Below are 21,446 nucleotides of genomic sequence, written 5' to 3' on the forward strand. Positions count from 1 at the left end.
ATGCCAGAAAACCCTCCTTACGCATATGAGGTCGAGGGCCTGCACAAGCAGTTCGACGGAGTCCCCAGGCCGGCCAATGGCGAGATCTCCTTTCACATAAAGCAGGGCGAATTCTTCGGACTTCTGGGCAGCAATGGTGCGGGAAAGACAACCCTGATCAAGCAGATGATCGGTCTGGTGCGACCGGATGGGGGGACGGTGAGGCTACTGGGGCGCGATGTCTTTGCCCACCCTCGCTTCACGGCGGCCACGGTTGGTTACATGCCGCAGACCGCCTTCGCCCTCAACAGCCTGACCGTCAAAGAGGCCGTCTACTTCAGTGCGCACCTACGCGGTGTCGCCGCCAAGGCGGCCCGCCGGGAGCGTGACGCCCTGTTGGAGCTGCTTGGTCTGACCCACCTGGCCGGCAAGGTCGCCCGGCAGCTCTCCGGCGGAGAACGCCGACTGTTGCAGATCGCGGTGACGCTGATCGGATCACCGCCTGTGCTGATCCTGGACGAGCCCACCAACGAGCTGGACCCGTCGCGTCGCCGCCAGATATGGCAGCTTCTCAGGGAGCTGAACCAACGCGACGGCCACACGATCATCCTCATCACCCACAACGCCATCGAAGCGGAACAGGTGATCGAGCGCGTCGGAATCCTCAAGGAGGGGCGGCTCGTCGCGCTGGGCGCTCCCGCCGAGCTGAAGTCTTCCCTCCGCTCCCAGGTACGCCTGTCGATCACGGTAGGCGATACACAAATGCATGGTTTGCCTGACTATGTCCGCGTGCAGTCCGACCACCGCGGCAAGGTCGTGGCCCTCGTCGACTCTGCCGACCTGCCCCATCTGACCAAGGACGTAGATCTCACCCAGTTCCCCGAGTTCACGATGCACACCGCGACCCTGGAAGACGTGTATGTCAGCTACGCGTGACAAGAAGCTCGGACTGAGCTTCCTTGGGCAGGTCTGGGACCTGTTCAGGATTCAGCTCACCAACTGGCGGTGGTCCTGGCCTCAGATGGTGCTCACTGGTGTGCTTGCCCCTTTGGTCAGCATCGCCGCCTTGGGGCTCTTCGCCCGGAACTCTGGCCACGCCGCGACCGAATATGTCCTGACCGGCAGTGTCACCATGGCGATCCTGTTCGAGACTCAAAACAAAATCGCCAGCAACTTCGCGTTCATGCGCGGAAACGGCGCCTTCGAGTACTACGCCGCACTGCCTGTCCGTCGCGAGGCTCTCATCTTTGCCACACTCGCAGCCTTCTCCATCCTGTCGCTGCCTGCCATCGCGGTGACCCTGCTGCTCGGCTCGGCCCTACTCGACGTCCCGCTCACGTTCTCGCCACTCGCCCCGCTGTGCCTCCTGCTTGCCCTGCTTCCTTCAGCCGGACTGGGGGCCTTCATCGGCAGCAGATCCGGAACCATCGAACAGGCGTCCTCTCTCAGCCTGGCCACCACGCTCCTCATGATGGCCGCAGGCCCGGTGGCAGTCCCACCAGAACTGCTGCCCGACGCACTGATCTGGATCGGCAACCTCAACCCGGCGGTCTACGCGGCCGACAGCCTGCGTCACTCCCTAACGGCACCCGACGCCTCCCGGGCCCTTTCTGACTTGGCGATCCTTGCCATCTTTGCCGGCGCGGTGTGGGGCCTGACCAGCACACGTATGCACTGGCGTGCCCGCTACGGGCGCCGCGCCTCGTGACGCAACCATCGATCACTCATCACGAAGGGAAACACATCCATGACCGAGCAACAGTTCCTCGCAGTCCTCGCACCCCTGATCGAGGAAATCACCGGGAACGCCTTCTCCCAGGAACAACTGGACGTCACCTTCGGCGATCTGGACATCGACTCCCTCAATCAGATCGAGATCATCAGCCGTATCGAGGACGAGTTCGACTGCCACATAGAGGACAGCACCCTGCGGACGATCCGTACGCCCCGCGGACTGCTGGACCACATTTCGAAGTCCACCAGCCCCGCATGATCCGAAACCACTCCGGCGACCGGCCCCGGTCACTGGCATGGTTCGCGTGGTGGGCAGCGGTCCACGCCGGTCTGCTACTCGTCCTCGTCACCTTCCGGTGGGACGAACGGCTGAGCGAGACGCTCTGCGCCTGGACGAGCAGCAGCGCGTCCAGTGCCCGGCTTCTCGAGACACTGACCTCGTGGGGCAACCCGTGGCCTGTGACCATCATTGCCGCCGGATCCGCGTGCTTCGCGCTGATCCGGCGGAACGTCACAGCTGCCGCAGTCCTCCTGGTCATTCCGTACGCCGCCACAGTGAGCTGCAACCTGCTCAAGGGATGGGCTGAACGACAGCGTCCGGCCTTGGATTGTGCCTCGATTCAAGCCGACGGCTTCAGTTTTCCCAGCGGACACGCGGTCGGTGTGACGACCGGATTCATGCTGGCCGCGCTCTACTTCAGTTCCCAGATGCCACGGGCCGTCTCCGCACTGATGCTGTTCCTTGCTGGGCTGAGCGCCGAACTCGTCGCGTGGAGCAGGGTCCTTCTCGGTGCGCACTTCAGCGTCGATGTGCTCGCTGGGCAACTCTTGGGCGCCGGCTGGCTGGCCGTCGCCGCCCTCGTGCTGCACCGCCAGTCAGTCCGCCGCTTGCAACGCGAGGCCCGTCAAGCGGGGTCGAACTCCCTGGACGAGCCCGTGTCATGATGACGCCGTGCCGTTCAACCACAACGATCATTACCATGACCTGTTACTTCGTGAACTTCCCGAATCATGCCGAAGGGCCCTTGAGGTGGGCTGCGGCACAGGGAGGTTTGCACAGAAACTAGCGCTTCGAGGAATCGAAGTAGATGCGATTGACGTAGATAATGACGTCGTCACCGCCGCACGAGAGATGAATTCTACTCTCGATCTCCCCAGGCAGATCCGCTTCGAGCGGGCAGATATCACACACCTAACCTTGACACCTGACACATACGACTACATCGCGTGCTTGGCCAGCATCCACCACGTCCCCTTTGAGACAGTGCAGAAGCTGCGCGCATCGCTCACCACGAACGGCGTCTTGGTGATCCTCGGATGCTACCGAGAAGCAACGATATGGGACCACGCCATAAGCCTTCTGGCCGTCCCTGTGAACGCTATTTGGCGTGCTGCGGTGTTCTTCCGAGAGAGCTGGTCAGGAAGCCGTCCCGATCGGGGCACGCAGTCTCCTTCAGCACCTGTGGCGCCCCCTTCGATGTCGCTCGCGGAGATCCGAGAAGACAGTGCTGAATATCTTCCAGGCAGGCGGATTCGGCGCCTCCTCTTCTGGAGATATCTTCTGGTCTTTCACAACATGAAGGCAGGGCTGGGAAGTGATTAGCAGCCGGACACACATGATCTCTCAGCCACCGAGAAGATATGCCCTGGGGGCCACCTGCGTTACGTTCAACGACGTGGGACGTGTCCTTATTGCGCGCCGCCGCTCCCCGGAACGCTGGGAGCTGCCCGGTGGCTTGGTGGACCCGGGCGAGGCATTCCATGATGCCGCCACTCGCGAGACCTACGAGGAGACCGGGGTCCACGTCAAAGTCCACGGCTTGGTGGGTGTCTACCAGCATCCGAGCCGGGGCATCCTCGCAGGCATCTTCATCGCGACAGCCTTGTCGGGGGAACCTCGCCCAACAGCGGAATCCATCGCCGCCGAGTGGGCGGACGTGGAGGATGCTCTCACGCGACTGCACCCCCTCTATCGACCGCGCCTTGAAGACGCCCTCACAGCCAGGGCTTCCGTGACGCTCCGCGTCCATGAAGGAACGGAGGTCCTCTCACTCTTCGAGGCCACACACGTCTGAAGGAACCGCGCGCCGCCGGGCTGCGATATCGAGAATCGCCTCCGTCTCCTCGGCGGACCTCGCGAGGCCAGGGGTCGGCCGCCAGCCGTTCGACGCAACGCTCTCTGGCCATCGATGGAGTCCACATCAGACTGAAATGACAACTAACCCGAAAATGCAAAGTCAACCTGCGCAGATCCGGGCCGCACGGACCAACACGTTTCTTCATCCCCCAGCTCAGAGCCGGGTCCCGATGCAGCAACAATCGGGACGGGACACTCAATGCCCGCCCTGGCACCTGAGAGGCACGCGGGAACGGGCGGCGCCCGTCCTCGCCGGCAGTGACACGGGGACGGGCGCCGATTGGGTCGGTGGTGGCTCAGCTCTCCGTGCGCGGGAAGGAGACCTCGACACGGCGGTTCTTCTTGCGGCCCGCTTCCGTGGAGTTGTCCGCGATCGGGTACTGCTCACCGTAGCCGCGCACCTCGTACGTGATGCCCGAGTCCGCGAGCTCGTCATCCAGGACACCGTGTACGGCCGACGCGCGCTGGCGGGACAGCACGTCACCGTGGGCCGACGAACCCAGGTTGTCCGTGAAGCCGAAGACGCGGACCTTCTTCGCGTTCTGCGCCTTGATCTCTTCGGCGATGTCGGCGATGCGCGCCTTGGCCTGACCGCTGAGCTTCGCGCTGTCCTTGCCGAACAGCACCTCCGCCTGCAGCGCGAACTTCACGTCCGAGTTGGTGTCCTCGCGACGCTCCTCGCCGCCCTGGTCCTCTATGACGGACTTGATGTCGAGGATCTTGGGCTCCGCGAGAGTCGCGCCGTCGACCAGCTTCAGATCGGGGTCGTTCGCGTCGATTTTGACCGGCGCGCTTGCCTTCGGCTCGGTGCCCGGTGGATAACTCGGGCCGTCGGCCGCGTGAGCGGAAACGGCACCGAAAAGGTTCGTGACGACCATAACTGAGGCTGCAGTGAGGACGACCGTCAGGCGTGGGGCTCGGTTCCGGGTGTGGGTCATGGTGGTCTGCCTCAGCCAGAGATCTTGATGGTGGCGGCGGCAAACTGCGGCAGCTGGAACGACGCTTCGGTCGAGCTCTCGGGCGGCGCCGGGAACTGCATGAAGACAGGGATGGACTCACCGGCCTTCATGGAAGGGAAGTTGGTCGTGGTGAGCGGGCGGCCTTCGGTGTCACGGAGCACGTAGTACCGCTTCTTTCCCTTGGAGTCCACCAAGGTGGCACCCCCGAGCGACCGGCCGTTCCTGATGATCTCGGTCTCGTTTCCACTGAGTTGGGGAGGCACGTTGACTGTCTCGCTGCCGTCGTTCTTCAAGTTCCCACCGAGCGTGAGGAACCCGCCTGAGTCCCGCTCAGCCGAAGTGATCTGCAGAAGCAGACCGTCCGGACCCTTCAACTCAGCGAGCGGCTCCTCCGCCGGGCCCTCCTGAGCACTCGGATTCGAGCCAGAGTCCTTGGAAGCGGACGCTGACGTGTCACCGCTCTTGTCGTCGCCGCTGCTGCAGCCGGCCACACCGAGGGCCAGGCTGACTGCAACTGCCGCTGCGGCCATCCCCCTGCGGGCCGTCGTGGTGAACCGAATGCTCATGAGTTCCGCTTCCTTTGTTCGTCGTTCTTTGTCAGTCGGCCAGATGGACGTCGAAGAGGTCATCGGGACCGGGCAGATCCGAGAGATCGTCTGCGTCGAGGTCCCAGTTCTGGCCTCCGCAGTTGAGCTGCGGCAGGTCCTCGTCGTTGTCGTTGCCCTCCTCGGGCGGTTGCAAGGAACAGCGCGGCTCGATCACGGCCCTGGCTTCTGCCGTGGCGTACGTCGTTTCCGTGCCGGGGACGATGCTGTCGCCGACGGGATCGTTCGTCTTGACCTCGACCGTGTAGCCCAGCGGGTCCCACTCGGGCTCGCAGCCGCCTCCCACGACGTGTGCGTCGTTGGCGTCGGCGAGTTGCTGCGCCCGCCAGCATGAGGGGTCGAGCCCCTCAACCTTCCCGTGGAAGATGTCCTGCCAGAGGTCCGGATTGAGCAGGTTGTCCATCCACCTGCCCACGAGCTGGTTCCGCCGATCCTGCGCAGCCCCGAGGGCGGCGGCGTCCGCCGCCGTCTGCGCACCGTTCCGTGTCGCCGCGGCCTGGCCGACCGCAAGGTACGCGAACGCAAGGAAGAGCAGGCCCGCCACCACCGTGATGTAGATGGGGAAGGCCTGCCCTGCGTCGCCGTACTTACGGGGGCTCATCAGCCGCCGGTGACCTCGGTGATCTTGTCGGTGATCGCCTCGAAGATGGACTGGCCGATGTCCGTACCCGTGATCGCCAGAACGATCGCCACGACCACCGCGATGATCCCCAGGTACTCGACCGCGGTCTGTCCCTTGTCGTTGCGAGCGGCGCGGGCCTGCAGGTACGAGACGGTGATGTTGATCCAGTTGCTCATGGTGGTGTTCCCCTCCGGTACCGGCCGGCCGCCTACCGGCCGACGTACAAGTCTCTTGGGCACGAATGGCGTTACCGGCTTCCTCCTTGCCGGTGCCGCCTTCGACACGAGAAACGTACGGCGGAACACGCCGTCCGCCAGAGGGTCCCAGGGCCCAATCCAGGGCCCAATCGCGCGGGCCCAACGAACTCTCCCCCCATACCGTCACCGAAGGTCACCCCCGTCCTCGGTGTGAGTCCGGTGCCGTGCCGAGCCACTTCGCCGCGGCCTCAGAGCGGCTGGTGCTATGGAGCTTGGCGAAGATGCGGTTGATGTGGTTCTTGACCGTCTTCTCGCTGATGAAGCAGGTGGCGGCGATCTGCTGGTTGTTCATGCCGGACGCGATGAGGTCCATGATCTCCGCCTCCCTCGTGCTCAGTTGGAACCGCGACCTGTAGGGAGCAGCCGGACGGCCACTCGTCCACTCAGACGGAGACTGTCCCACATCTGGTTGCACTTGCGAAAGGTTTTCCGGGGAAGTAGGTGAGGTCGGGACGTACGGAAGGCTCATATTGGCTGGTTGAGCCGTTAGTTGGGTTTGATTATGCGGCCATGCGGAAGCGGAATTTCCGTATGCATTCGCATTCGCCTGTCCCAGTCCATCCGGTAGGGCCGGGGCTCCCGGGCCCCGGCTCGAGCCCTGGCCCTGGCCCTGCCGGAGCTGGGCCAGCAGCGCTCCCGCCGCCGTGGGGGTGAAGTGGGCCCGGCCCTGCGTGATGTCTCTGACCGCGTCGACCAGCTGACCGGCCGTGAACTCGCCGTGGACCAGGTAGCCGCCCGCTCCTCTGCGGAGGGCCTCCTGGACGATCTCCGACTCCCTGCTGTAGGTCAGCATGACGACCGGGGCGATCCGCACCAGGTACGGGAGCGCCGAGATGCCGTCCACGCCGGGCATGCGCACGTCGAGGAGGACGACGTCCGGGCGGTGCTGTTGGGCGGCCTCGTAGGCCTCACGGCCGTCGGCCGCCTCCGCCACGACCGTGATGTCCTCGCGGCCGGAGAGCAGGGCGGTCAGGCCGGCGCGGACCACCGGGTTGTCGTCGGCCACGACGACCCTGAGGCAGCTCGGCTGCGCCGGCTGCGGGAAGTCGAACGGGTTCTGTGGCGGTGGCGGCTGTGAGGCGCCGGGGTGAGGAGTCGTCTGGTCCGGCATCGGCTGCCTCCTCTCATGTCGTGGGGGACGTGTGCGGCGTGGTCATGGGCGGTCAGCCGTGGGGTGCGGTCAGAGCCGCCAGCGGTAGCTCCAGGCGGACTTCCGTTCCCTTGGGGTGGCCGCCCCGGCCGATGCGGATGCGGGCGCCCACCGAGGCCGCCCGTTCGACCATGCCGACCAGGCCGAAATGGCCCGCTCGGCGCAGTTGTTCGAGGGTGGTTCCGGGCGGGAGGCCGCAGCCGTCGTCGTAGACGCTGATGCGGAGCAGGTCGCCGTGGACGCCCGCGCGGACGTCGACCCGGGTCGGGCCCGCGTGGCGGTGGGCGTTCTCCATGGCCTCCGAGGCGATGGTGAGGAGCTGACGGGCCACGGCGGGCGGCACCGGGGGTACGGAGTGGTCGCCGGTGGGGCGGTAGACCGCCGGGAGGCCCGTGCGGGCGCTGAAGTCCCTGGTACGCGCGGCCAGCTCGACCAGTACGTCCGTCCCCTGGCCGGGGTCCGATTCGCGGCGCAGATCCGCCAGGAGTTCGCGGGATTCGGCGGCGGCTCGGCGGGCTGACCGGGCGACCAGGTCGGCCTGCTGCTTCACCAGGGCCACGTCCATGTGGGCGGCGCCCGCCGAGCCCGCCAGACCGTCCGCGGCCAAGGCCACGCCGTGCAGGGTCTTGGCGACCGAGTCGTGCATCTCGCGTGCCAGTCGCGCCCGTTCGGCGCCAACCGCCTCCGTGACGGCCAGGCGGGCCTGGACCGTCGTCAGGGCCTGGGTGGCCGCGCCGAAGCGGAGCATGAGGTTGCGGAGACTGGAGCCGACGGCTCCGGCGATGACACAGAGGCCGGGGAGGAGGGACGACTCGGCGATGCCGGGCTGGGGGTCCTGCATCGCCGCCTGGATCAGGAGGAGCAGCAGCGCCTGCAGGGAGGCGAACACGGCTGCTCCGCGCCAGCCGTAGACCAGGCCGGCGAGGAGAGGGGTGCAGACACTGACGTAGGCGAGGGTGCTGCCCGGGCCCGCCGAGATGAGCAGGAGGGCGCCGAAGAGGGTGTCCGCGGCCAGGAGAGTGGGATGGCGCAGCAGGAGGGGGCCGAAGCGTTCCCAGTCCCTGAACAGGACATAGGAGCTCATGAAGGTGACGACCACGGCCGCGCCCACCAGGCGGGTGGGGAGGCCCTCGTTGGCGTTGATGAGGGCGGTGGGGGTGGCCAGGGCGATCATGGCCAGCCGAAAGCCGAAGACCTGTCGGCACATGGCCTGCAGCGCGTTGATCTGGATGGGTATCGCCGGGTGTTCGGGGGCGGGTTTCGCCCGGCCTCCGGCCCGGACCGACTTCCCGGCCGCACCACCCGTACCGACACCACCCGGAGCGCCACCCCCCGTACCGCCCCTGCGGCTTTCGTCGACGGGTGTGGGTGACCCCTGTGGGGGCTGAGCACCGTCGGCGGCCGGGCCACCGTTCGCGGGTACCGGCATGGCCGTGTGCGCCCCACCCACCGGCGCGTCCACCCGCTCCCACCCCGGCGGCAGCGCCGGTGTCGCCGTCGTCACCGGGATGTCGGGGGCGCCTGTGCGGACGTGGGCCGGCAGGACGGTGCCTGCCGGTGGGGTGGTGATCTCCGGTGTTCTCGGGCGGCGGCGCAGCCGCCCGGTGCGTTCGCCCGTCATCGACATGGTGTCGCCCCCTACTCGCCCGTGACAACGCCGAAGTCGGTGCCCGAGCCCAGGATCAGTCCGGCGCCCAGGAGGAGCATCGTGGCCGGGACCATGAAGGTCGTGATCATCATCGTGGCCTTGGGAACGGCGCGCGCGGCCTTGCGGCGGGCGTTCTGGGCGTCCGTACGGCGCATGTCCTTGGCGAGGGCCACCAGCGTGTCGACGATCGGGGCGCCCAGTTCCTCGCCCTGCTGCAAGGCAGTGACGAACATCGCGACCTGCTCGGAGTCGTTGCGGCGGCGCAGTTCCGCGAAGGCCTGGCGGCGGCTCATGCCCAGGTCCATCTGGCGGAGCGTGATGCGGAGTTCGTCGGCCCAAGGGCCCTCGTACTTGGACGCGACCCGGTCCAGCGCCTGGCGGAAGCCGAGGCCCGCGCTGACCACGACCGCCAGGACGTCCAGGAAGTCCGGCAGGGTCCGTTCGATGACGTCCTTGCGGATGCGGATGGCCGACCAGATGCCGACCTCCGTCCAGAACGCGCCGAAGGCGAGCAGCAGGAGGGCGACCAGGAGCTGGCCCCGCATCAGGAAGACCAGGAAGCCCACCCCGCCCAGAGCCCCGTACACCGCCCGCCGGGCCGCGTAGCGGTCGATCGTCAGGCCGCCGGGGTTACCCGCCAGGTCGATCTTGCGGCGGTACTTGGCCACCTGCTTGGGGCCCATCAGGCGCAGCACCGCGGGGGCGTAGCGCATGCCCAGGCGGTCGATGAGCGAGTCCACCGCGCCGGTGCGGGTGGAGCCGACCTCCAGGGCGAGCGCGAGGTCGCCGGGGAGTTTGGCCTCGGCCCGGTACATGCGGATGCCGGCGAAGGCGCCCCAGACGCTGAGGCCCATGACCAGTGCGAGAAGAAGTCCCATGATTCTGCTCCGGCCTTCTCAGACGTCGATGCGGGACAGGCGGCGGATGAGGACGAAGCCGACGGCGTAGAGGGAGAAGGCGATGATGACCGCCGCCTGGCCGAAGGGGGAGCCCGTCATGCGGTCCAGGGCGCCGTCCTTCACCCCGTTCATCAGGAAGAGCGAGCCGACGCCCAGGACGGGGACCGCGTACGACGTCATGTTGACCTGGGAGAGCTGCGTGCGGACCTCACGCCTCGTCTCCTTGCGTTCCTCCAGCGTCTCCGTCAGGTTGCGCAGGGCGCTGACCACCTGGCCGCCCGCCCGGTTCGACAGGACGAGCGTGGTGACCAGGACGACCAGTTCGCGGGAGGGGAGACGGTCCGCCAGTTCGCTCAGGGCGTCGTCCATCGACGCGCCGACGGCCAACTGGGCGGATACCTTGCCGAGTTCCTCTCCCGCGGGGGCCTCCATCTCCTCCGCGGCCATGCCGATCGCGGTGCGCAGGGCGAGGCCCGCCTGGGTCGCGTTGGCGAGGATCCGGGCCATCTCGGGGAGCTGGTTGATGAACTTCTCGATGCGTTTCTGGCGCTGCCAGTTGAGGAACTGGACCGCCACCCCGATGCCCAGCAGGCCCGCCAGCGGGCCGAAGAACGGGGCCAGTGCCGCCTGGCCGATCAGCCACAGGCCGGCGACCGTGGCGAGCATGTAGACGAAGAACTCGCCCGGGGTGATGTCCAGACCGGTGGCCGCCAGGCGGAGTTCCAGTTTCTTGCCGAGCTTCGTGCGCCGCAGGCGGCGGTCGATCCCCCGGAAGTTCCGGCGCCGGCCGCCGACCGGCACCTGGCCGGTGGCGGACAGGCGGTCGACGAGTGCCTGCCGCTGTGCCTTGCCCGTGGCGTAGGAGTGCAGGCCGGCCACCGTGAGGACGCAGGTCAGCAGGGTGATGCCGGTGGTGAGCGTGATGAGCGTGTGCAGTTCCATCGGTCGGTCCTACCTGGCTTCTCGGGTGGCTAGCTGCTCCGCGGACCGGGCGATGCCGAAGGCCTGCGGGATGGGCTGGTTCGCCATGTAGAGGCGGTCGGCGGTGCGGCGTGGGAGCGGGAAGTACTCGAAGGCGCCGTGGATACGGCCGTCGGGTGTCATCGGCTGCGCGTGGAAGCGGGCGACCGTGACCAGTCGGTACGGGTCGCTGCCGTGGCTCTCCAGCAGCGCGATCTCGGTGATGCGGCGGGCGCCGTCCGCGAACCGGGTCAGCTGCACGATGACGTCCACCGCGCTGTTGATCTGGTCGTGCAGGGCGACAAAGGGGATCTCCACGTCCGACATGGAGGCAAGGGTCTGGAGCCGCATCAGCGCGTCCTCGGCGCTGTTGGCGTGGACGGTGGCCAGGGAGCCGTCGTGGCCCGTCGACATGGCCTGGAGCATGTCCAGCGACTCGCCGCCACGGACCTCACCGACCACGATCCGGTCGGGGCGCATACGGAGGGAGTTGCGGACCAGGTCGCGGATGGTGACCTGACCCTTGCCCTCGACGTTCGGCGGGCGCGACTCCAGGCGGATCACGTGGGGCTGCTGGAGCTGGAGTTCGGCGGAGTCCTCGATGGTGATGATGCGCTCGCCCTCGGGGATGAGCCCGGACAGCGCGTTCAGCAGGGTCGTCTTTCCCGTGCCCGTCGCGCCCGAGACGATGACGTTGAACTTCGCCTGCACCAGGCCCGCCAGCAGGTACAGCATGTGCTCGTCCAGCGAGCCCAGGCCGATCAGCTCCTGGAGCGTGAAGGAGCGCGGGAAGCGGCGGATCGTGAGCGTGGCGCCCGTCAGGGACAGGGGCGGGATGATGACGTTGACGCGCTCGCCGGAGGGGAGGCGGGCGTCGACCATCGGGTTGGACTCGTCGACGCGGCGGTTGACCGTGGAGACGATCCGCTCGATCGTCTGCATCAGCTGGTCGTTCGAGGCGAACCGCAGGGGCAGTTGCTCGACCCGGCCGCCGCGCTCGACGAAGATCGCGTCCGGGCCGTTCACCATGATCTCGGTGATGGACGCGTCCTCCAGCAGCGGCTCCAGGATGCCCAGGCCGAGTGCCTCGTCGACCACCCTGCGGATCAGCTGCGAGCGCTCCACCGTCGACAGGACCGGGCCCTCGCGGCTGATGATGTGCCCGAGCACCCGCTCCAGCCGTGCCCGGCGCTCGGCGGCGGCCAGCGAACTCATCTCCGCGAGGTCGATCTCCTCCAGGAGCTTGGCCCGGTAGGAGGCGACCATGTGGCCGTCCTCGCCCCGGTTTCCGTTCTCCTCCGGGGAGTTGATGCGTGCTCGCAGGCTCATGGGTCCGGTGCTCCTTGCTCGGTGCTCAGTGGTCGAGCGGCATCGTGGCGGTCTTGACGGCCGGGTCGAAGTTCCAGCCCGGCACGAGGGACGGGATCTGCACGGTGGCCGTCACCGTGACCTCGTCCCCGCCGTACGACGCCGGGCAACTGGTCCCGTCGGCCAGCCAGTCGCTCACCGCGGCCCGGCAGTCCTGCTCGTGAGGCCCCTCCAGCGACGCGCTGCGCGCCCCCGCCCGGGCCGCCGTGCCCGCCTGCTGGGCCGTGTAGGCGATCAGGCCGAGCTGTACGGCCGCCAGGGCGACGAGCAGCAGGATCGGCAGGAAGCCGATGTACTCGATGGCGACCTGGCCGCGGTCTCTGCGTCCGTGCGGCATCTCAGTCCGCCTCCTCGACCGCGCCGGCGTGGCCACTCACCGGGATCGGGACGGAGAGCGTGCCCGGGAAGAGGATCGGGACCTCCAGGCGCACGTCCGCCGTGACGTAGCCGGAGCCGCCGCAGGTCACCTCGGCACTCCCCCGCCACGCCTCCGACAGATGCTTCAGCCCCGCCGCCTCGCACGCGGCCTGCCGCGCGCCCGGTTCCGTCGCCGTCGCCTTCCGTACCGCCTCGTCCGCGGCGTTCCCCGCGAGGATGAAGGTGTAGCCGACGAGGACGACCTGCCACAGCGCGATCAGCGTCACGATGATCGTCGGGGTCATGCCGAGAAACTCGATGGTGACCTGGCCCCGGTCCCGTAAGGGCGGGGCCGCGAAGGCCGGACGCCGCACGCTCATCCCTCCTTCCTCCGCCGAAAGCTCACCGCTCCCCGGTCGACGCCCCGCAACCGCCCCGCCTTCTGCGCGCCCTCGGGGACCTTGACCAGCCCCAGTTCACCGGCCAGGCCCCACAGGGCCTGCTTCACCGAGCTCTTGTTCTCCAGTTCGTGGATGCGGCCCGCGTCCACGACGCTCTGGAGTTCCTTGAAGTTGGCGGGGATCGCGGTGGCCGCGACCGCCGTGCCGGTGATCCGCTGGATCAGGGGCGGCTGGATCTCCGTGGCGCGGGAGTGCCGGTTGACGACGACGGTGGTCTCCTCGGCCTTTCGGATCTGCAGCCGGTCCCACATCCGTACCGCCCGCTTGGCACCCCGTACGGCGACCACGTCCGGCGTGGTGACGAGCAGGGCCCGGTCCGCCATCTCCACGGCCGCCGCTCCGGCGCCGCCGAGCTGGGCGCCGCAGTCGATGACGACGACCTCGTAGCGGGAGCGCAGGGCGCTGACGATCTGGCGGGCGGCGCGGTCGGTGACGTCCTCGCCGCGTTCCCCCTCGGCCGGGGCGAGGAGCAGGGCGAGTCCGGTGTCGTGGCGGAAGACGGCGTCGGCCAGGACGCGCGGGGAGATGTCCGTGATGGCGGCCAGGTCGACGACGGAGCGGCGGAACTGGACGTCCAGGTAGGAGGCGATGTCGCCGGTCTGGAGGTCCATGTCGACCAGGGCCGTGCTGCGGCCGGAGGCCTGGGCGGCCAGGGCCAGCTGGATCGCGGTCAGGGTGGCTCCGGTGCCGCCCTTCGCGCCGCTGACGGTGACGACGGTGCCGCCGACGCCGGTGAAGACGTCGCCGCCGGCGCCCAGGTGCCGTCGTACGCCGACGGACCACTGGGCGACCGCCTGGACGCGGCTGGCGAGTTCCTCGTAGCTGAGCGGCAGGGCGACCAGGCCGCGGGCGCCGTAGTCCATGGCGGCCTGGAAGAGGCCGGGGCTCGCGTCGGAGGTGACGAGGATGACGCCGACGGCCGGGAAGCGCAGGGCGACTTCGCGGATCAGTTCCAGCGCGGGGACCGGGCCGATCCGCTCGTGCACCACCACGACCTCGGGCAGCTCGTCGACGGACTCGGCGGCCAGCCGTGCGAGGGTGTCGATGAGCTGGGTGGAGTCGACCACCGGGGCCACCGGCTCGGCGTCCGGGAGCTGGCTGAGCAGCGTCGTGATCGACCGGACCGCGTCCGCGTCACCGACTGCCGGGAGGATCCTCGTGGGCATGCGAGCCTCTCACTTGTCCTTCGCGAGTTCGTACGTCCGGTCCTGCTCCGGGACGGTGGTGTCGCTGCCGGGCGCGACCAGGGCGAGCCGGACCCGCTGGGCGAACGACTCGGCGTAGGTGATGCGCTGGGCGTCCAGGGCGGACAGCGCGAAGGTGATGGGGACGGCGTCGGTGGCCTGCTGGGTGCGGTTGTTCTCGTCCGGTTTCAGCGCGGTGAGTTCGCCGACGTCGATGACCTTGGCGTTGGTCACGATGATCTTCGACTGGTCGGGGTCGCCCTCGCGCTTGCCCTCGAAGGTGGCGTAGACGTTGACGGAGGAGCCGGGCGTGATCTTGCCGGCCACGCCGGTCGCCGCGTCGATCATGATGGCGACCTCCTGCTGGCCGGGCTGGAGGGCCGGCTGGCGGACGATCATGTCGGACTGGAGCAGGGAGCCGGCGCGCAGCGTGGTCACGGCGATCTTGCCCTGGATCTCGCGCAGGTCGGTGACCGCGTTGTCCGACAGCCACCGTTCGGGCATCTTGATCTTCTCGAACTGGCCCGTGCTGAGGGTGGTGTAGGGCGGGACGTCGGACTTGAGCCGGTAGGCGGTGACCTCGGGGCCGACCTTGGACTTCACGTCACTGATGACGGACAGCACGCCGGCGAAGGCGCCGAGGGCGCAGACGACCGACAGTAGCAGGAGAATCACGCCGCGGCGCTGACGGGAATTCATGAACCGTACAACCTCGTTGGGGATATCGGTCGAGCGGGATCGGAGCAGTGCTGACGAGCGGTGTCAGGGCTCACCCGACGGCCGTTCGGTTCTCGAGCTGGTTGAGGGGTGGGCCGTCGTGGACGGGGGGCGTGGCCGAGCAGAAGACGCAGCGGTCGCCGATGACGTCGATGCCGCACCAGTGGCAGCGGGTCCTCCGTACGGAGGTGACCAGTTGGTAGAGGACCGACAGGTCGGGCAGGTAGCTGCAGAACTCGATCAGCTTGCCGGTGCCCCACCAGCCCGGTGATTCGGCCGGGAGCGGGGTCTCGCGCAGGCCCTGCACCTTCCAGGAGGGGGCGAGGGTGCCGGTGACCCAGTCGGACTGGAGCTGCCCCTTGGCGACCAGCATCCAGGTGCCGAACTCGGGACCGGGCAGCTCGGCTTCGGGAGTGATCCGCACCAGCTGCGGCTCGGGGTGGGCGAGGACGCCGAACTGGCTGCCGGGCACCCAGGACTTGGCGTGCGACTTCAGGCCGACGGGGACCCGGTCGAGCCGGGCGACGGAGTTGAGCAGCGCCCCGGCGTGGATGTAGTGGACGAGCAGCCGCCCGGCCGAGGCCAGCACGCCGGGGCTGATGTCACAGGACGCGAGCTGTCTTAACTGGCGGGCCAGGACGGCGAGTCCGAGCGGGGGCAGATCGGGCTGGAAGAGGGCGATCCGGTCGGTTTCCATGAGGGAGCGCAGGGTGTACAGCCGTCGCCGCACGGCGTTTGGCGCGGCCTGTGAGCACACCACGATCACATGCCCGTGGTGTTCGACCAGGGTCTGCATGTCGGCGAGCGCCTGCTCCAGCGGGCGCCGGTCGACGTCCCGCAGCACGACGGCGGGCAGGGTGCGTTCGTCCTGTGGCGGCAGCGCCATGTCGGCACTGGTCACGGCGATGGCAGTTGGCACGCGCAGCTCCCCGTTTCCCCATGCCCCCGTCGGCGCGCCGCGTGTGGTTCCGGCACACCGTGGTGACTTCACTGCGTGACTACCTCAGCACTGTATCCACGCCTCTGTGACCGGAGAACAGCGTTTGTGTAGCTGAGGAGCAACTGCCGTTGCACAAGATGCGTCAAAACGGGGCAGGTTGAGCATCTTGCCGGTCGCGGGCGGGGGTTCGGGGGGTCTCAGGCGATGGTCCCGGAGGGCCCAGTGTTGACGGTGGGCCTCCGTTTGGGCCCTGGGACCCACGCCACCCGCCGGGGCGCGTACCTACTCTCGCCGTCCACAGGCACGTGGTTCGGGCAAGGAGGGGTGCCGTATGGCTCGCGGGGGTGGCATACGGACGTACGGACACAGACCGGTCTTCGACGATCGCGGCGCGACCGGCACCGAGTACCTCGGCATGGTCGTGGTCAGCGCCGCGATCGTCCTCGCCGTCTCGGCCACGGGCGTCGGGCAGCTGATCTACGACAGGATCGCCGCGCAGGTGTGCCGGGTGGCGGGCGAGGGGAACTGCGGGGCCGGCGGGACGGGCCGGGACAGGCCGCTGACCGACGCCGACTTCGAGCCGGCGCTGTGCCAGGTCTCCTCCGTCACCGACAAGGCGGGCTCCAAGGCGAAGGTCTTCTTCTGGGAGATCGGCAAGGAGTACGGCTTCCAGGAGCAGCACATCAAGGCGAACACGGACGTCAACGGCGACGGCACGGTCGACGACAGGGACCAGCTCGTCTACCTGACCTTCACGGACGCCGCGTCCGTCGCCGCGAAGAAGGACTTCAAGCCCGGCATGAAGGTGGGCCGGTTCGGCGCCGACAAGGTGGAGCTGGGGCTCGGCATCAAGGTCACGAACGGCGACACCTGGGTCTTCGAGAGCCCCGAGGAGGCCCAGCGGTTCCGGGACGACGTGGAGAAGCTGCAGATGTACGAGATGCGGCGGACCATGCCGGGCGGCGCGGAGGCGAGCCTCGGCGACAGCATCGCCTATCTCTTCGGGACGGGCCCGCTCAAGGACGAGGAGGACACCCGGAACCGGATCGAGGAGCACCTCGGCGACAACCGGAAGATCACCTACGGCAAGGTGGGCCTGGAGGCCTCGGCATCGGCGGGCCTGAAGGTCTCGGCGGGCGACGAGCAGAAGCTGAGCGCCGCGCTCGGCGGCACGTTCAAGTACTCCCCCGACGTCACCTGGACGGACAACTCCTACAAGAACACCAAGTCGTACACGTACTCCTCGTCCATCGAGTACGGCTCCAAGGTGGGCTACGAGGCGGGCCCGCTCAGCGGCGAGTACACGGCGAACACGACGCAGACCGGCACCATCACCGTCACCTACGACAAGAAGACCGGCAAGCTGGTCCGCGTCGACATGACCCGGACCGTCGAGCAGGGCGGCCAGAAGGACGGCGCCAAAGCGGGCGGTGACAACGGCGAGAAGGACGGTGACAAGCGGGGCGGGAACGCCGGCGTCAAGGGCACGGACTCGCAGACCGGCATCGAGATCGTCACCAACACCCTCACCTTCGACCCCGGCCCGGCCGGGGACCGGGACCGGGCCGTCGCCGAGCGCTGGCTGGACAGCGGCAACGAGCAGATCGCCACGCCCTTCCAGTACATGTTCGACGACCACGCCCCGACGTCCCGCCCGGGCGCCGACGACCCCTTCGGGCAGCTGATGTTCGACAAGGGCAGGTCGAGCCGGATGACGTACACGGGCGAGGTCAACGCGGCCGAGTACGGCTTCGAGTTGAATCTCGGGCTCAGTCTGGGCATGACGATCAGCACGGAGAAGAAGTCGGAGACGCTGACCGACGCCCGGTTCCTGGGTGCGCCCCGCGGGAACGGTCGCTCCTATCTTCCCTACAGCTACTGTGCGAACTGACGAGACGGAGTCCAAGCCGATGAAGACCCGCCGTGCCTCCCTGGCCGCCGCCCTGCTGACGGCCTCCCTGGCCCTGACCGGCTGCGGGAGCTCCGACGCGGGCTCGGTGCCCGACGGTTGGGGCACCCTGAAGACCAAGGGAGTCGACGTCTCGTACCCGAAGGGGTACGAGGAGCAGAGCGCGAGCGAACGCGGCGAGCACAACGCGGCAGCGGCGGTGCGCACGGAGGACGGCAGAAGGGTCTCGGTCATCACCGTGCAGCTCGGCTTCACCGAGGCGAACTCCGCCGAACAGGCCGCGATCGCCGCCGAGGCGGGCATCCAGATGGGCGCGGCCGTCAAGGGCCAGAAGGATGTGGAGCTGGCCGGCGCGGACGGGGCGAAGCGGATCGACTTCACCTTCAAGGCGACCGGCGAGGACGGCGGCCCGCCCAAGGGCACCCCGGTCGAGGGCGTGATCCTGGCCGGTCTCGACTCGACCGACTCGGCCTTCGCCGTCCGGGTCGACGCGCAGCAGGGGTCCCTGTCCGACGGTGACCTGGACCGGATCATCGACTCCGTGGAGGTGCACTAGCCATGGAGGTGCCGGGCGCCGGCTACGTCGTCCTCACGCTGCTCGTGGGGCTCTTCGGCGCGCTGTCGTGGAAGTACGCGCGGCGGCTGGTGACGGTGACGCGGGTGCTGCGGCGCGGTGTCCGGGCGGAGGGCGAATGCGTCCGGGTGGAGACGGAGCCGTACCACCGCTCGGACGCCCGGCGGCACTTCTTCGCCTTCCGTGCGGCCGACGGCACGCCGGTCGAGTTCGAGGACCTGGCGGGCTGGTCGACGACGGAGGGCACCCGGGTCACCGTCACCTACGACCCGCGTGATCCGCAGGGCACGGCGACGGTGGCGGGCCGGGGCAGCTGGTCGCCGGTGCTGCAGTCGCTCGCCCTGGTCGCGGGCTGCGGCATGGCCGCTCTGGGCTTCGCGGTCCTTCTCTACGTCGAGATCTTCGGGAGCGGTTGATGGCGCTCGTCCGCTGCTGGGCCGTCGGCATCGTCGTCCTCGTCGTCAGCGAGTACGCCCAGATGACGCTGGTGTACGGCCCGTTGGTCGGCCCGCGGGGCGTCGGCTCGTTCGGTGCCGCGCTGGCGCTGGTGCATCTGCCGAACCTGGTGTGCGTCGTGCTCGCCACCTGGGCGGCGGCGCGGGTGCATCCGGAGCCGTGGCGCCGGGTGCCGGTGCGGCATCTGGCGGCGGCGTGCTCGGCTCCGGTGGCGGCGCAGGTGCTGCTGCTGGCGCTGCGGCCGGGTGTGCTGGACCCGGCGGGGCCGGCGCTGTGGATGTCGACGGGCGTGCTGCTGGCGGGGTGTGCGGTGGGGCTGCTGCTCGACAGGTTGGTCTGGACCTCTTGACAGTGTCGTTGGTCTGGACCATTTTCTTGTCATGTCCAGACACAGACGATCACTGCGGCTGTGGTCGGGCGCCCTCACGGCGGCCCTGGCCCTCACTGTCACGACCGTCGGCCAGGCATCCGCCGCCGACGTCAACAACGCCAGGAACGCCGGCTTCGAGGCGGGCCTGAGCGACTGGACCTGCTCGGCGGGCAGCGGTACGACCGTCTCCTCCCCGGTGCACGCCGGCACGGCAGCGCTGAAGGCGACCCCGGCGGGGCAGGACAACGCCCGGTGCGCCCAGACGGTACGGGTGAAGCCCGGATCGACGTACTCCTTGTCCGCCTGGGTCCGGGGCGGATACGCCTACCTCGGTGTTTCCGGTACGGGCACGACGGACGTGTCCACCTGGACGCCGGACTCCGCCTCCTGGAAGCAGCTGTCGACGACCTTCACGACGGGATCGTCGACGACGTCGGTGACGGTGTACACGCACGGCTGGTACGGGCAGGCGGCCTATTACGCGGACGACGTGTCGGTGTTCGGCCCCGACGGGGGCGGCGGCACGGACCCGGGCCCGACGGTCCCGGCCGCGCCGAGCGGCCTGAACGTCTCGGGTACGACGTCCTCGTCGGTGTCCCTGGCCTGGAACGCGGTGGCGGGGGCGACGGGTTACACCGTCTACCGCGACGGCGCGAAGGTCACGGCGGTCTCCGGAACGTCCGCCACGGTGACCGGCCTCGCGGCCGCGACGTCGTACTCCTTCCAGGTCACGGCGACGAACGCGGCGGGCGAGTCGCCGAAGTCGGCGGCGGTGACGGGGACCACGAACAAGCCGAACGGCCCGGGCCCCGCGCTCCCCGAGCACGCGGTGACCGGTTACTGGCAGAACTTCAACAACGGCGCCACGGTCCAGAGGCTGGCCGACGTCCCGTCCCAGTACGACATCATCGCCGTCGCCTTCGCGGACGCGACCTCGACGCCGGGCGCGGTGACCTTCACCCTGGACTCGGCCGGGCTGAACGGTTACACGGTCGACCAGTTCAAGGCGGACATCAGGGCGAAGCAGACGGCCGGCAAGAAGGTCGTCGTCTCGGTCGGCGGTGAGCGCGGCACGGTCACCGTCAACGACGCGGCGTCGGCGGCGAACTTCGCGAACTCCGTGTACTCCCTGATGCAGACCTACGGCTTCGACGGCGTCGACATCGACCTGGAGAACGGCCTGAACGCGACGTACATGACGCAGGCGCTGCGGTCGCTCTCGGCGAAGGCGGGCTCGTCGCTGATCATCACGATGGCCCCGCAGACCATCGACATGCAGTCGACGTCGAACTCCTACTTCCGGACCGCCCTGAACATCAAGGACATCCTCACGGTCGTCAACATGCAGTACTACAACAGCGGTTCCATGCTCGGCTGCGACGGCAAGGTCTACAGCCAGGGCTCGGTCGACTTCCTGACGGCCCTGGCCTGCATCCAGCTGGAGGGCGGCCTCGCCCCGTCCCAGGTCGGTCTGGGCCTGCCGGCCTCGACCCGGGCGGCGGGCAGCGGGTACGTGTCACCGTCCGTGGTGAACAGCGCCCTGGACTGCCTGACCAGGGGCTCGGGCTGCGGCTCCTTCAAGCCGCCCCGGACGTATCCGGACCTCCGGGGCGCGATGACCTGGTCGACCAACTGGGACGCGACGGCCGGCAACGCGTGGTCCGCCGCGGTGGGCCCGCACGTGCACGGGCTGCCCTAGTGCCCTAGTCACCGCTGGCATCACCGGTGGGGTGAGGGGCGGCTCCTTCACCCCACCGGCCGGTAGTGCCCGAGCACCCACGCCAGCTGCGGGAACCACTCCTGAAGTCGCGACCTCGGCTTGGCCTCCACCACGCACTCGAAGAACCTGCCGTCCATGTGGATCACGGCGACCATCAGCGCCTTGCCGTTGGGGCTCGCCTGGTAGTGGACGCTGCGGATCTCGGGCCAGCGGAACTCGATCGAGAGCCCGGACGACTCGAAGGCGACGCCGGACGCGTCGACGACGACCGCGTTGCGTTTGTCGACGGCCAGGAAGTCCGGGCCGGCCGGCGCCGGCTGGGGCGGAGCCGGGGCATACGGCGCTTGTGGGGGCGCATACGGGAGTGGCCCGGGCGCGTACTGCGGTGGCGGCGGGCCGAAGCCTGGGCCGGGAGGTGGAGGTGGCTGCTCGTTCATCCG

26 protein-coding genes are annotated in these 21,446 nt (G+C 68.6%); 11 read left to right on the forward strand and 15 right to left on the reverse strand.

The genetic code is table 11. The features are described 5' to 3' along the window. From SCNRRL3882_RS14490 to SCNRRL3882_RS14515, 6 genes are read left to right on the forward strand one after another with little or no spacing between them, the layout of a single operon-like run. Positions 1 to 915, forward strand: a complete 915-nt coding sequence (locus SCNRRL3882_RS14490) for an ABC transporter ATP-binding protein (protein WP_010045795.1) — start codon at positions 1 to 3, stop codon at positions 913 to 915. Next, positions 899 to 1,687, forward strand: a complete 789-nt coding sequence (locus SCNRRL3882_RS14495) for an ABC transporter permease (RefSeq protein WP_010045793.1) — start codon at positions 899 to 901, stop codon at positions 1,685 to 1,687. The genes SCNRRL3882_RS14490 and SCNRRL3882_RS14495 overlap by 17 nt, the downstream gene beginning before the upstream one ends. A 39-nt stretch (positions 1,688 to 1,726) precedes the next feature. Then, positions 1,727 to 1,972: an acyl carrier protein gene (locus tag SCNRRL3882_RS14500; RefSeq protein WP_010045791.1), complete on the forward strand. Its 246-nt coding sequence runs from the start codon at positions 1,727 to 1,729 to the stop codon at positions 1,970 to 1,972. Further along, positions 1,969 to 2,658: a phosphatase PAP2 family protein gene (locus SCNRRL3882_RS14505; protein WP_010045787.1), complete on the forward strand. Its 690-nt coding sequence runs from the start codon at positions 1,969 to 1,971 to the stop codon at positions 2,656 to 2,658. Before SCNRRL3882_RS14500 ends, SCNRRL3882_RS14505 begins: the two co-directional genes overlap by 4 nt. A gap of 7 nt (positions 2,659 to 2,665) precedes the next feature. Further along, positions 2,666 to 3,316 carry a UDP-N-acetyl-tunicamine-uracil synthase TunM gene (gene tunM, locus SCNRRL3882_RS14510; protein WP_010045784.1) on the forward strand — a complete coding sequence of 217 codons (651 nt, stop codon included), beginning with the start codon at positions 2,666 to 2,668 and terminating at the stop codon, positions 3,314 to 3,316. Positions 3,317 to 3,329: 13 nt separating this feature from the next. Further along, positions 3,330 to 3,788: an NUDIX hydrolase gene (locus SCNRRL3882_RS14515; protein ID WP_029181579.1), complete on the forward strand. Its 459-nt coding sequence runs from the start codon at positions 3,330 to 3,332 to the stop codon at positions 3,786 to 3,788. Between the two features lie 358 nt (positions 3,789 to 4,146). Here the strand turns inward: SCNRRL3882_RS14515 and SCNRRL3882_RS14520 are convergent, their stop codons facing one another. The 14 genes from SCNRRL3882_RS14520 to SCNRRL3882_RS14585 form a co-directional block, all read right to left on the reverse strand. After that, positions 4,147 to 4,788, reverse strand: coding sequence for an OmpA family protein (locus SCNRRL3882_RS14520; RefSeq protein ID WP_029181578.1), 642 nt, complete (start codon positions 4,786 to 4,788; stop codon positions 4,147 to 4,149). Positions 4,789 to 4,799: 11 nt separating this feature from the next. Continuing rightward, entirely contained in the window at positions 4,800 to 5,375 is a 576-nt protein-coding gene (locus SCNRRL3882_RS14525; RefSeq protein ID WP_010045779.1) for a hypothetical protein, read from the reverse strand. A gap of 31 nt (positions 5,376 to 5,406) precedes the next feature. Beyond that, positions 5,407 to 6,015 carry a pilus assembly protein TadG-related protein gene (locus SCNRRL3882_RS14530; protein ID WP_010045778.1) on the reverse strand — a complete coding sequence of 203 codons (609 nt, stop codon included), beginning with the start codon at positions 6,013 to 6,015 and terminating at the stop codon, positions 5,407 to 5,409. Then, positions 6,015 to 6,212, reverse strand: coding sequence for a Flp family type IVb pilin (locus tag SCNRRL3882_RS14535; protein ID WP_010045776.1), 198 nt, complete (start codon positions 6,210 to 6,212; stop codon positions 6,015 to 6,017). The genes SCNRRL3882_RS14530 and SCNRRL3882_RS14535 overlap by 1 nt, the downstream gene beginning before the upstream one ends. Positions 6,213 to 6,426: 214 nt before the next feature. Next, positions 6,427 to 7,404 (reverse strand): response regulator transcription factor, encoded by a 978-nt coding sequence (locus SCNRRL3882_RS14540; protein ID WP_010045774.1) that lies wholly within the window; start codon positions 7,402 to 7,404, stop codon positions 6,427 to 6,429. A gap of 52 nt (positions 7,405 to 7,456) precedes the next feature. Further along, positions 7,457 to 9,070 carry a sensor histidine kinase gene (locus SCNRRL3882_RS14545; RefSeq protein WP_010045773.1) on the reverse strand — a complete coding sequence of 538 codons (1,614 nt, stop codon included), beginning with the start codon at positions 9,068 to 9,070 and terminating at the stop codon, positions 7,457 to 7,459. Between the two features lie 11 nt (positions 9,071 to 9,081). Further along, entirely contained in the window at positions 9,082 to 9,969 is an 888-nt protein-coding gene (locus SCNRRL3882_RS14550) for a DUF5936 domain-containing protein (protein ID WP_010045770.1), read from the reverse strand. Positions 9,970 to 9,987: 18 nt separating this feature from the next. Further along, positions 9,988 to 10,932 (reverse strand): type II secretion system F family protein, encoded by a 945-nt coding sequence (locus tag SCNRRL3882_RS14555; protein ID WP_010045768.1) that lies wholly within the window; start codon positions 10,930 to 10,932, stop codon positions 9,988 to 9,990. A gap of 9 nt (positions 10,933 to 10,941) precedes the next feature. Beyond that, positions 10,942 to 12,279: a CpaF family protein gene (locus SCNRRL3882_RS14560; protein ID WP_010045766.1), complete on the reverse strand. Its 1,338-nt coding sequence runs from the start codon at positions 12,277 to 12,279 to the stop codon at positions 10,942 to 10,944. Between the two features lie 25 nt (positions 12,280 to 12,304). Continuing rightward, the gene (locus SCNRRL3882_RS14565) at positions 12,305 to 12,655 is read right to left on the reverse strand and encodes a TadE/TadG family type IV pilus assembly protein (RefSeq protein ID WP_010045765.1); all 351 of its coding nucleotides are present in this window, start codon (positions 12,653 to 12,655) and stop codon (positions 12,305 to 12,307) included. Between the two features lies 1 nt (position 12,656). Continuing rightward, positions 12,657 to 13,055, reverse strand: a complete 399-nt coding sequence (locus SCNRRL3882_RS14570) for a pilus assembly protein (RefSeq protein WP_010045764.1) — start codon at positions 13,053 to 13,055, stop codon at positions 12,657 to 12,659. Next, positions 13,052 to 14,302, reverse strand: coding sequence for an AAA family ATPase (locus SCNRRL3882_RS14575; protein ID WP_010045763.1), 1,251 nt, complete (start codon positions 14,300 to 14,302; stop codon positions 13,052 to 13,054). Before SCNRRL3882_RS14575 ends, SCNRRL3882_RS14570 begins: the two co-directional genes overlap by 4 nt. A gap of 9 nt (positions 14,303 to 14,311) precedes the next feature. Then, a complete protein-coding gene (gene cpaB / locus SCNRRL3882_RS14580) occupies positions 14,312 to 15,019 on the reverse strand; it encodes a Flp pilus assembly protein CpaB (RefSeq protein ID WP_010045761.1) in 708 nt (235 codons plus the stop codon). Between the two features lie 70 nt (positions 15,020 to 15,089). Further along, a complete protein-coding gene (locus tag SCNRRL3882_RS14585; protein ID WP_050810318.1) occupies positions 15,090 to 15,923 on the reverse strand; it encodes a hypothetical protein in 834 nt (277 codons plus the stop codon). 385 nt (positions 15,924 to 16,308) lie between these two features. Between SCNRRL3882_RS14585 and SCNRRL3882_RS14590 the strand changes: the two genes are divergently transcribed. The 5 genes from SCNRRL3882_RS14590 to SCNRRL3882_RS14610 are packed head-to-tail and all read left to right on the forward strand — an operon-like array spanning position 16,309 to position 20,985. Beyond that, positions 16,309 to 17,868 (forward strand): hypothetical protein, encoded by a 1,560-nt coding sequence (locus tag SCNRRL3882_RS14590; protein WP_010045756.1) that lies wholly within the window; start codon positions 16,309 to 16,311, stop codon positions 17,866 to 17,868. 19 nt (positions 17,869 to 17,887) lie between these two features. Beyond that, on the forward strand, positions 17,888 to 18,442 hold the full coding sequence (locus SCNRRL3882_RS14595; RefSeq protein ID WP_010045755.1) for a hypothetical protein: 555 nt from the start codon (positions 17,888 to 17,890) through the stop codon (positions 18,440 to 18,442). 2 nt (positions 18,443 to 18,444) lie between these two features. Then, entirely contained in the window at positions 18,445 to 18,876 is a 432-nt protein-coding gene (locus tag SCNRRL3882_RS14600) for a DUF3592 domain-containing protein (RefSeq protein WP_010045754.1), read from the forward strand. Next, complete coding sequence (locus SCNRRL3882_RS14605) at positions 18,876 to 19,265, forward strand: hypothetical protein (protein WP_010045752.1); 390 nt, start codon at positions 18,876 to 18,878, stop codon at positions 19,263 to 19,265. Before SCNRRL3882_RS14600 ends, SCNRRL3882_RS14605 begins: the two co-directional genes overlap by 1 nt. Positions 19,266 to 19,296: 31 nt before the next feature. Beyond that, a complete protein-coding gene (locus tag SCNRRL3882_RS14610) occupies positions 19,297 to 20,985 on the forward strand; it encodes a chitinase (RefSeq protein WP_010045751.1) in 1,689 nt (562 codons plus the stop codon). Between the two features lie 47 nt (positions 20,986 to 21,032). On the opposite strand, the gene SCNRRL3882_RS14615 is transcribed toward SCNRRL3882_RS14610, so the two are convergent. Beyond that, positions 21,033 to 21,443 (reverse strand): hypothetical protein, encoded by a 411-nt coding sequence (locus SCNRRL3882_RS14615; RefSeq protein ID WP_010045748.1) that lies wholly within the window; start codon positions 21,441 to 21,443, stop codon positions 21,033 to 21,035. Positions 21,444 to 21,446 lie beyond the last annotated feature (3 nt).

The sequence above is a fragment of the Streptomyces chartreusis NRRL 3882 genome, from assembly GCF_900236475.1.
Classification (GTDB): domain Bacteria; phylum Actinomycetota; class Actinomycetes; order Streptomycetales; family Streptomycetaceae; genus Streptomyces; species Streptomyces chartreusis_D.

What these genes read in the sequence shown, in the direction of transcription:
- SCNRRL3882_RS14490 (WP_010045795.1), top strand. Translation starts at nt 1, where the DNA reads ATGCCAGAAAACCCTCCTTACGCATATGAGGTCGAGGGCCTGCACAAG.
- SCNRRL3882_RS14495 (WP_010045793.1), top strand. Translation starts at nt 899, where the DNA reads ATGTCAGCTACGCGTGACAAGAAGCTCGGACTGAGCTTCCTTGGGCAG.
- SCNRRL3882_RS14500 (WP_010045791.1), top strand. Translation starts at nt 1,727, where the DNA reads ATGACCGAGCAACAGTTCCTCGCAGTCCTCGCACCCCTGATCGAGGAA.
- SCNRRL3882_RS14505 (WP_010045787.1), top strand. Translation starts at nt 1,969, where the DNA reads ATGATCCGAAACCACTCCGGCGACCGGCCCCGGTCACTGGCATGGTTC.
- SCNRRL3882_RS14515 (WP_029181579.1), top strand. Translation starts at nt 3,330, where the DNA reads ATGATCTCTCAGCCACCGAGAAGATATGCCCTGGGGGCCACCTGCGTT.
- SCNRRL3882_RS14520 (WP_029181578.1), bottom strand. Translation starts at nt 4,788, where the DNA reads ATGACCCACACCCGGAACCGAGCCCCACGCCTGACGGTCGTCCTCACT.
- SCNRRL3882_RS14525 (WP_010045779.1), bottom strand. Translation starts at nt 5,375, where the DNA reads ATGAGCATTCGGTTCACCACGACGGCCCGCAGGGGGATGGCCGCAGCG.
- SCNRRL3882_RS14530 (WP_010045778.1), bottom strand. Translation starts at nt 6,015, where the DNA reads ATGAGCCCCCGTAAGTACGGCGACGCAGGGCAGGCCTTCCCCATCTAC.
- SCNRRL3882_RS14535 (WP_010045776.1), bottom strand. Translation starts at nt 6,212, where the DNA reads ATGAGCAACTGGATCAACATCACCGTCTCGTACCTGCAGGCCCGCGCC.
- SCNRRL3882_RS14540 (WP_010045774.1), bottom strand. Translation starts at nt 7,404, where the DNA reads ATGCCGGACCAGACGACTCCTCACCCCGGCGCCTCACAGCCGCCACCG.
- SCNRRL3882_RS14545 (WP_010045773.1), bottom strand. Translation starts at nt 9,070, where the DNA reads ATGTCGATGACGGGCGAACGCACCGGGCGGCTGCGCCGCCGCCCGAGA.
- SCNRRL3882_RS14550 (WP_010045770.1), bottom strand. Translation starts at nt 9,969, where the DNA reads ATGGGACTTCTTCTCGCACTGGTCATGGGCCTCAGCGTCTGGGGCGCC.
- SCNRRL3882_RS14555 (WP_010045768.1), bottom strand. Translation starts at nt 10,932, where the DNA reads ATGGAACTGCACACGCTCATCACGCTCACCACCGGCATCACCCTGCTG.
- SCNRRL3882_RS14560 (WP_010045766.1), bottom strand. Translation starts at nt 12,279, where the DNA reads ATGAGCCTGCGAGCACGCATCAACTCCCCGGAGGAGAACGGAAACCGG.
- SCNRRL3882_RS14565 (WP_010045765.1), bottom strand. Translation starts at nt 12,655, where the DNA reads ATGCCGCACGGACGCAGAGACCGCGGCCAGGTCGCCATCGAGTACATC.
- SCNRRL3882_RS14570 (WP_010045764.1), bottom strand. Translation starts at nt 13,055, where the DNA reads ATGAGCGTGCGGCGTCCGGCCTTCGCGGCCCCGCCCTTACGGGACCGG.
- SCNRRL3882_RS14575 (WP_010045763.1), bottom strand. Translation starts at nt 14,302, where the DNA reads ATGCCCACGAGGATCCTCCCGGCAGTCGGTGACGCGGACGCGGTCCGG.
- cpaB (WP_010045761.1), bottom strand. Translation starts at nt 15,019, where the DNA reads ATGAATTCCCGTCAGCGCCGCGGCGTGATTCTCCTGCTACTGTCGGTC.
- SCNRRL3882_RS14585 (WP_050810318.1), bottom strand. Translation starts at nt 15,923, where the DNA reads ATGGCGCTGCCGCCACAGGACGAACGCACCCTGCCCGCCGTCGTGCTG.
- SCNRRL3882_RS14590 (WP_010045756.1), top strand. Translation starts at nt 16,309, where the DNA reads ATGGCTCGCGGGGGTGGCATACGGACGTACGGACACAGACCGGTCTTC.
- SCNRRL3882_RS14595 (WP_010045755.1), top strand. Translation starts at nt 17,888, where the DNA reads ATGAAGACCCGCCGTGCCTCCCTGGCCGCCGCCCTGCTGACGGCCTCC.
- SCNRRL3882_RS14600 (WP_010045754.1), top strand. Translation starts at nt 18,445, where the DNA reads ATGGAGGTGCCGGGCGCCGGCTACGTCGTCCTCACGCTGCTCGTGGGG.
- SCNRRL3882_RS14605 (WP_010045752.1), top strand. Translation starts at nt 18,876, where the DNA reads ATGGCGCTCGTCCGCTGCTGGGCCGTCGGCATCGTCGTCCTCGTCGTC.
- SCNRRL3882_RS14610 (WP_010045751.1), top strand. Translation starts at nt 19,297, where the DNA reads ATGTCCAGACACAGACGATCACTGCGGCTGTGGTCGGGCGCCCTCACG.
- SCNRRL3882_RS14615 (WP_010045748.1), bottom strand. Translation starts at nt 21,443, where the DNA reads ATGAACGAGCAGCCACCTCCACCTCCCGGCCCAGGCTTCGGCCCGCCG.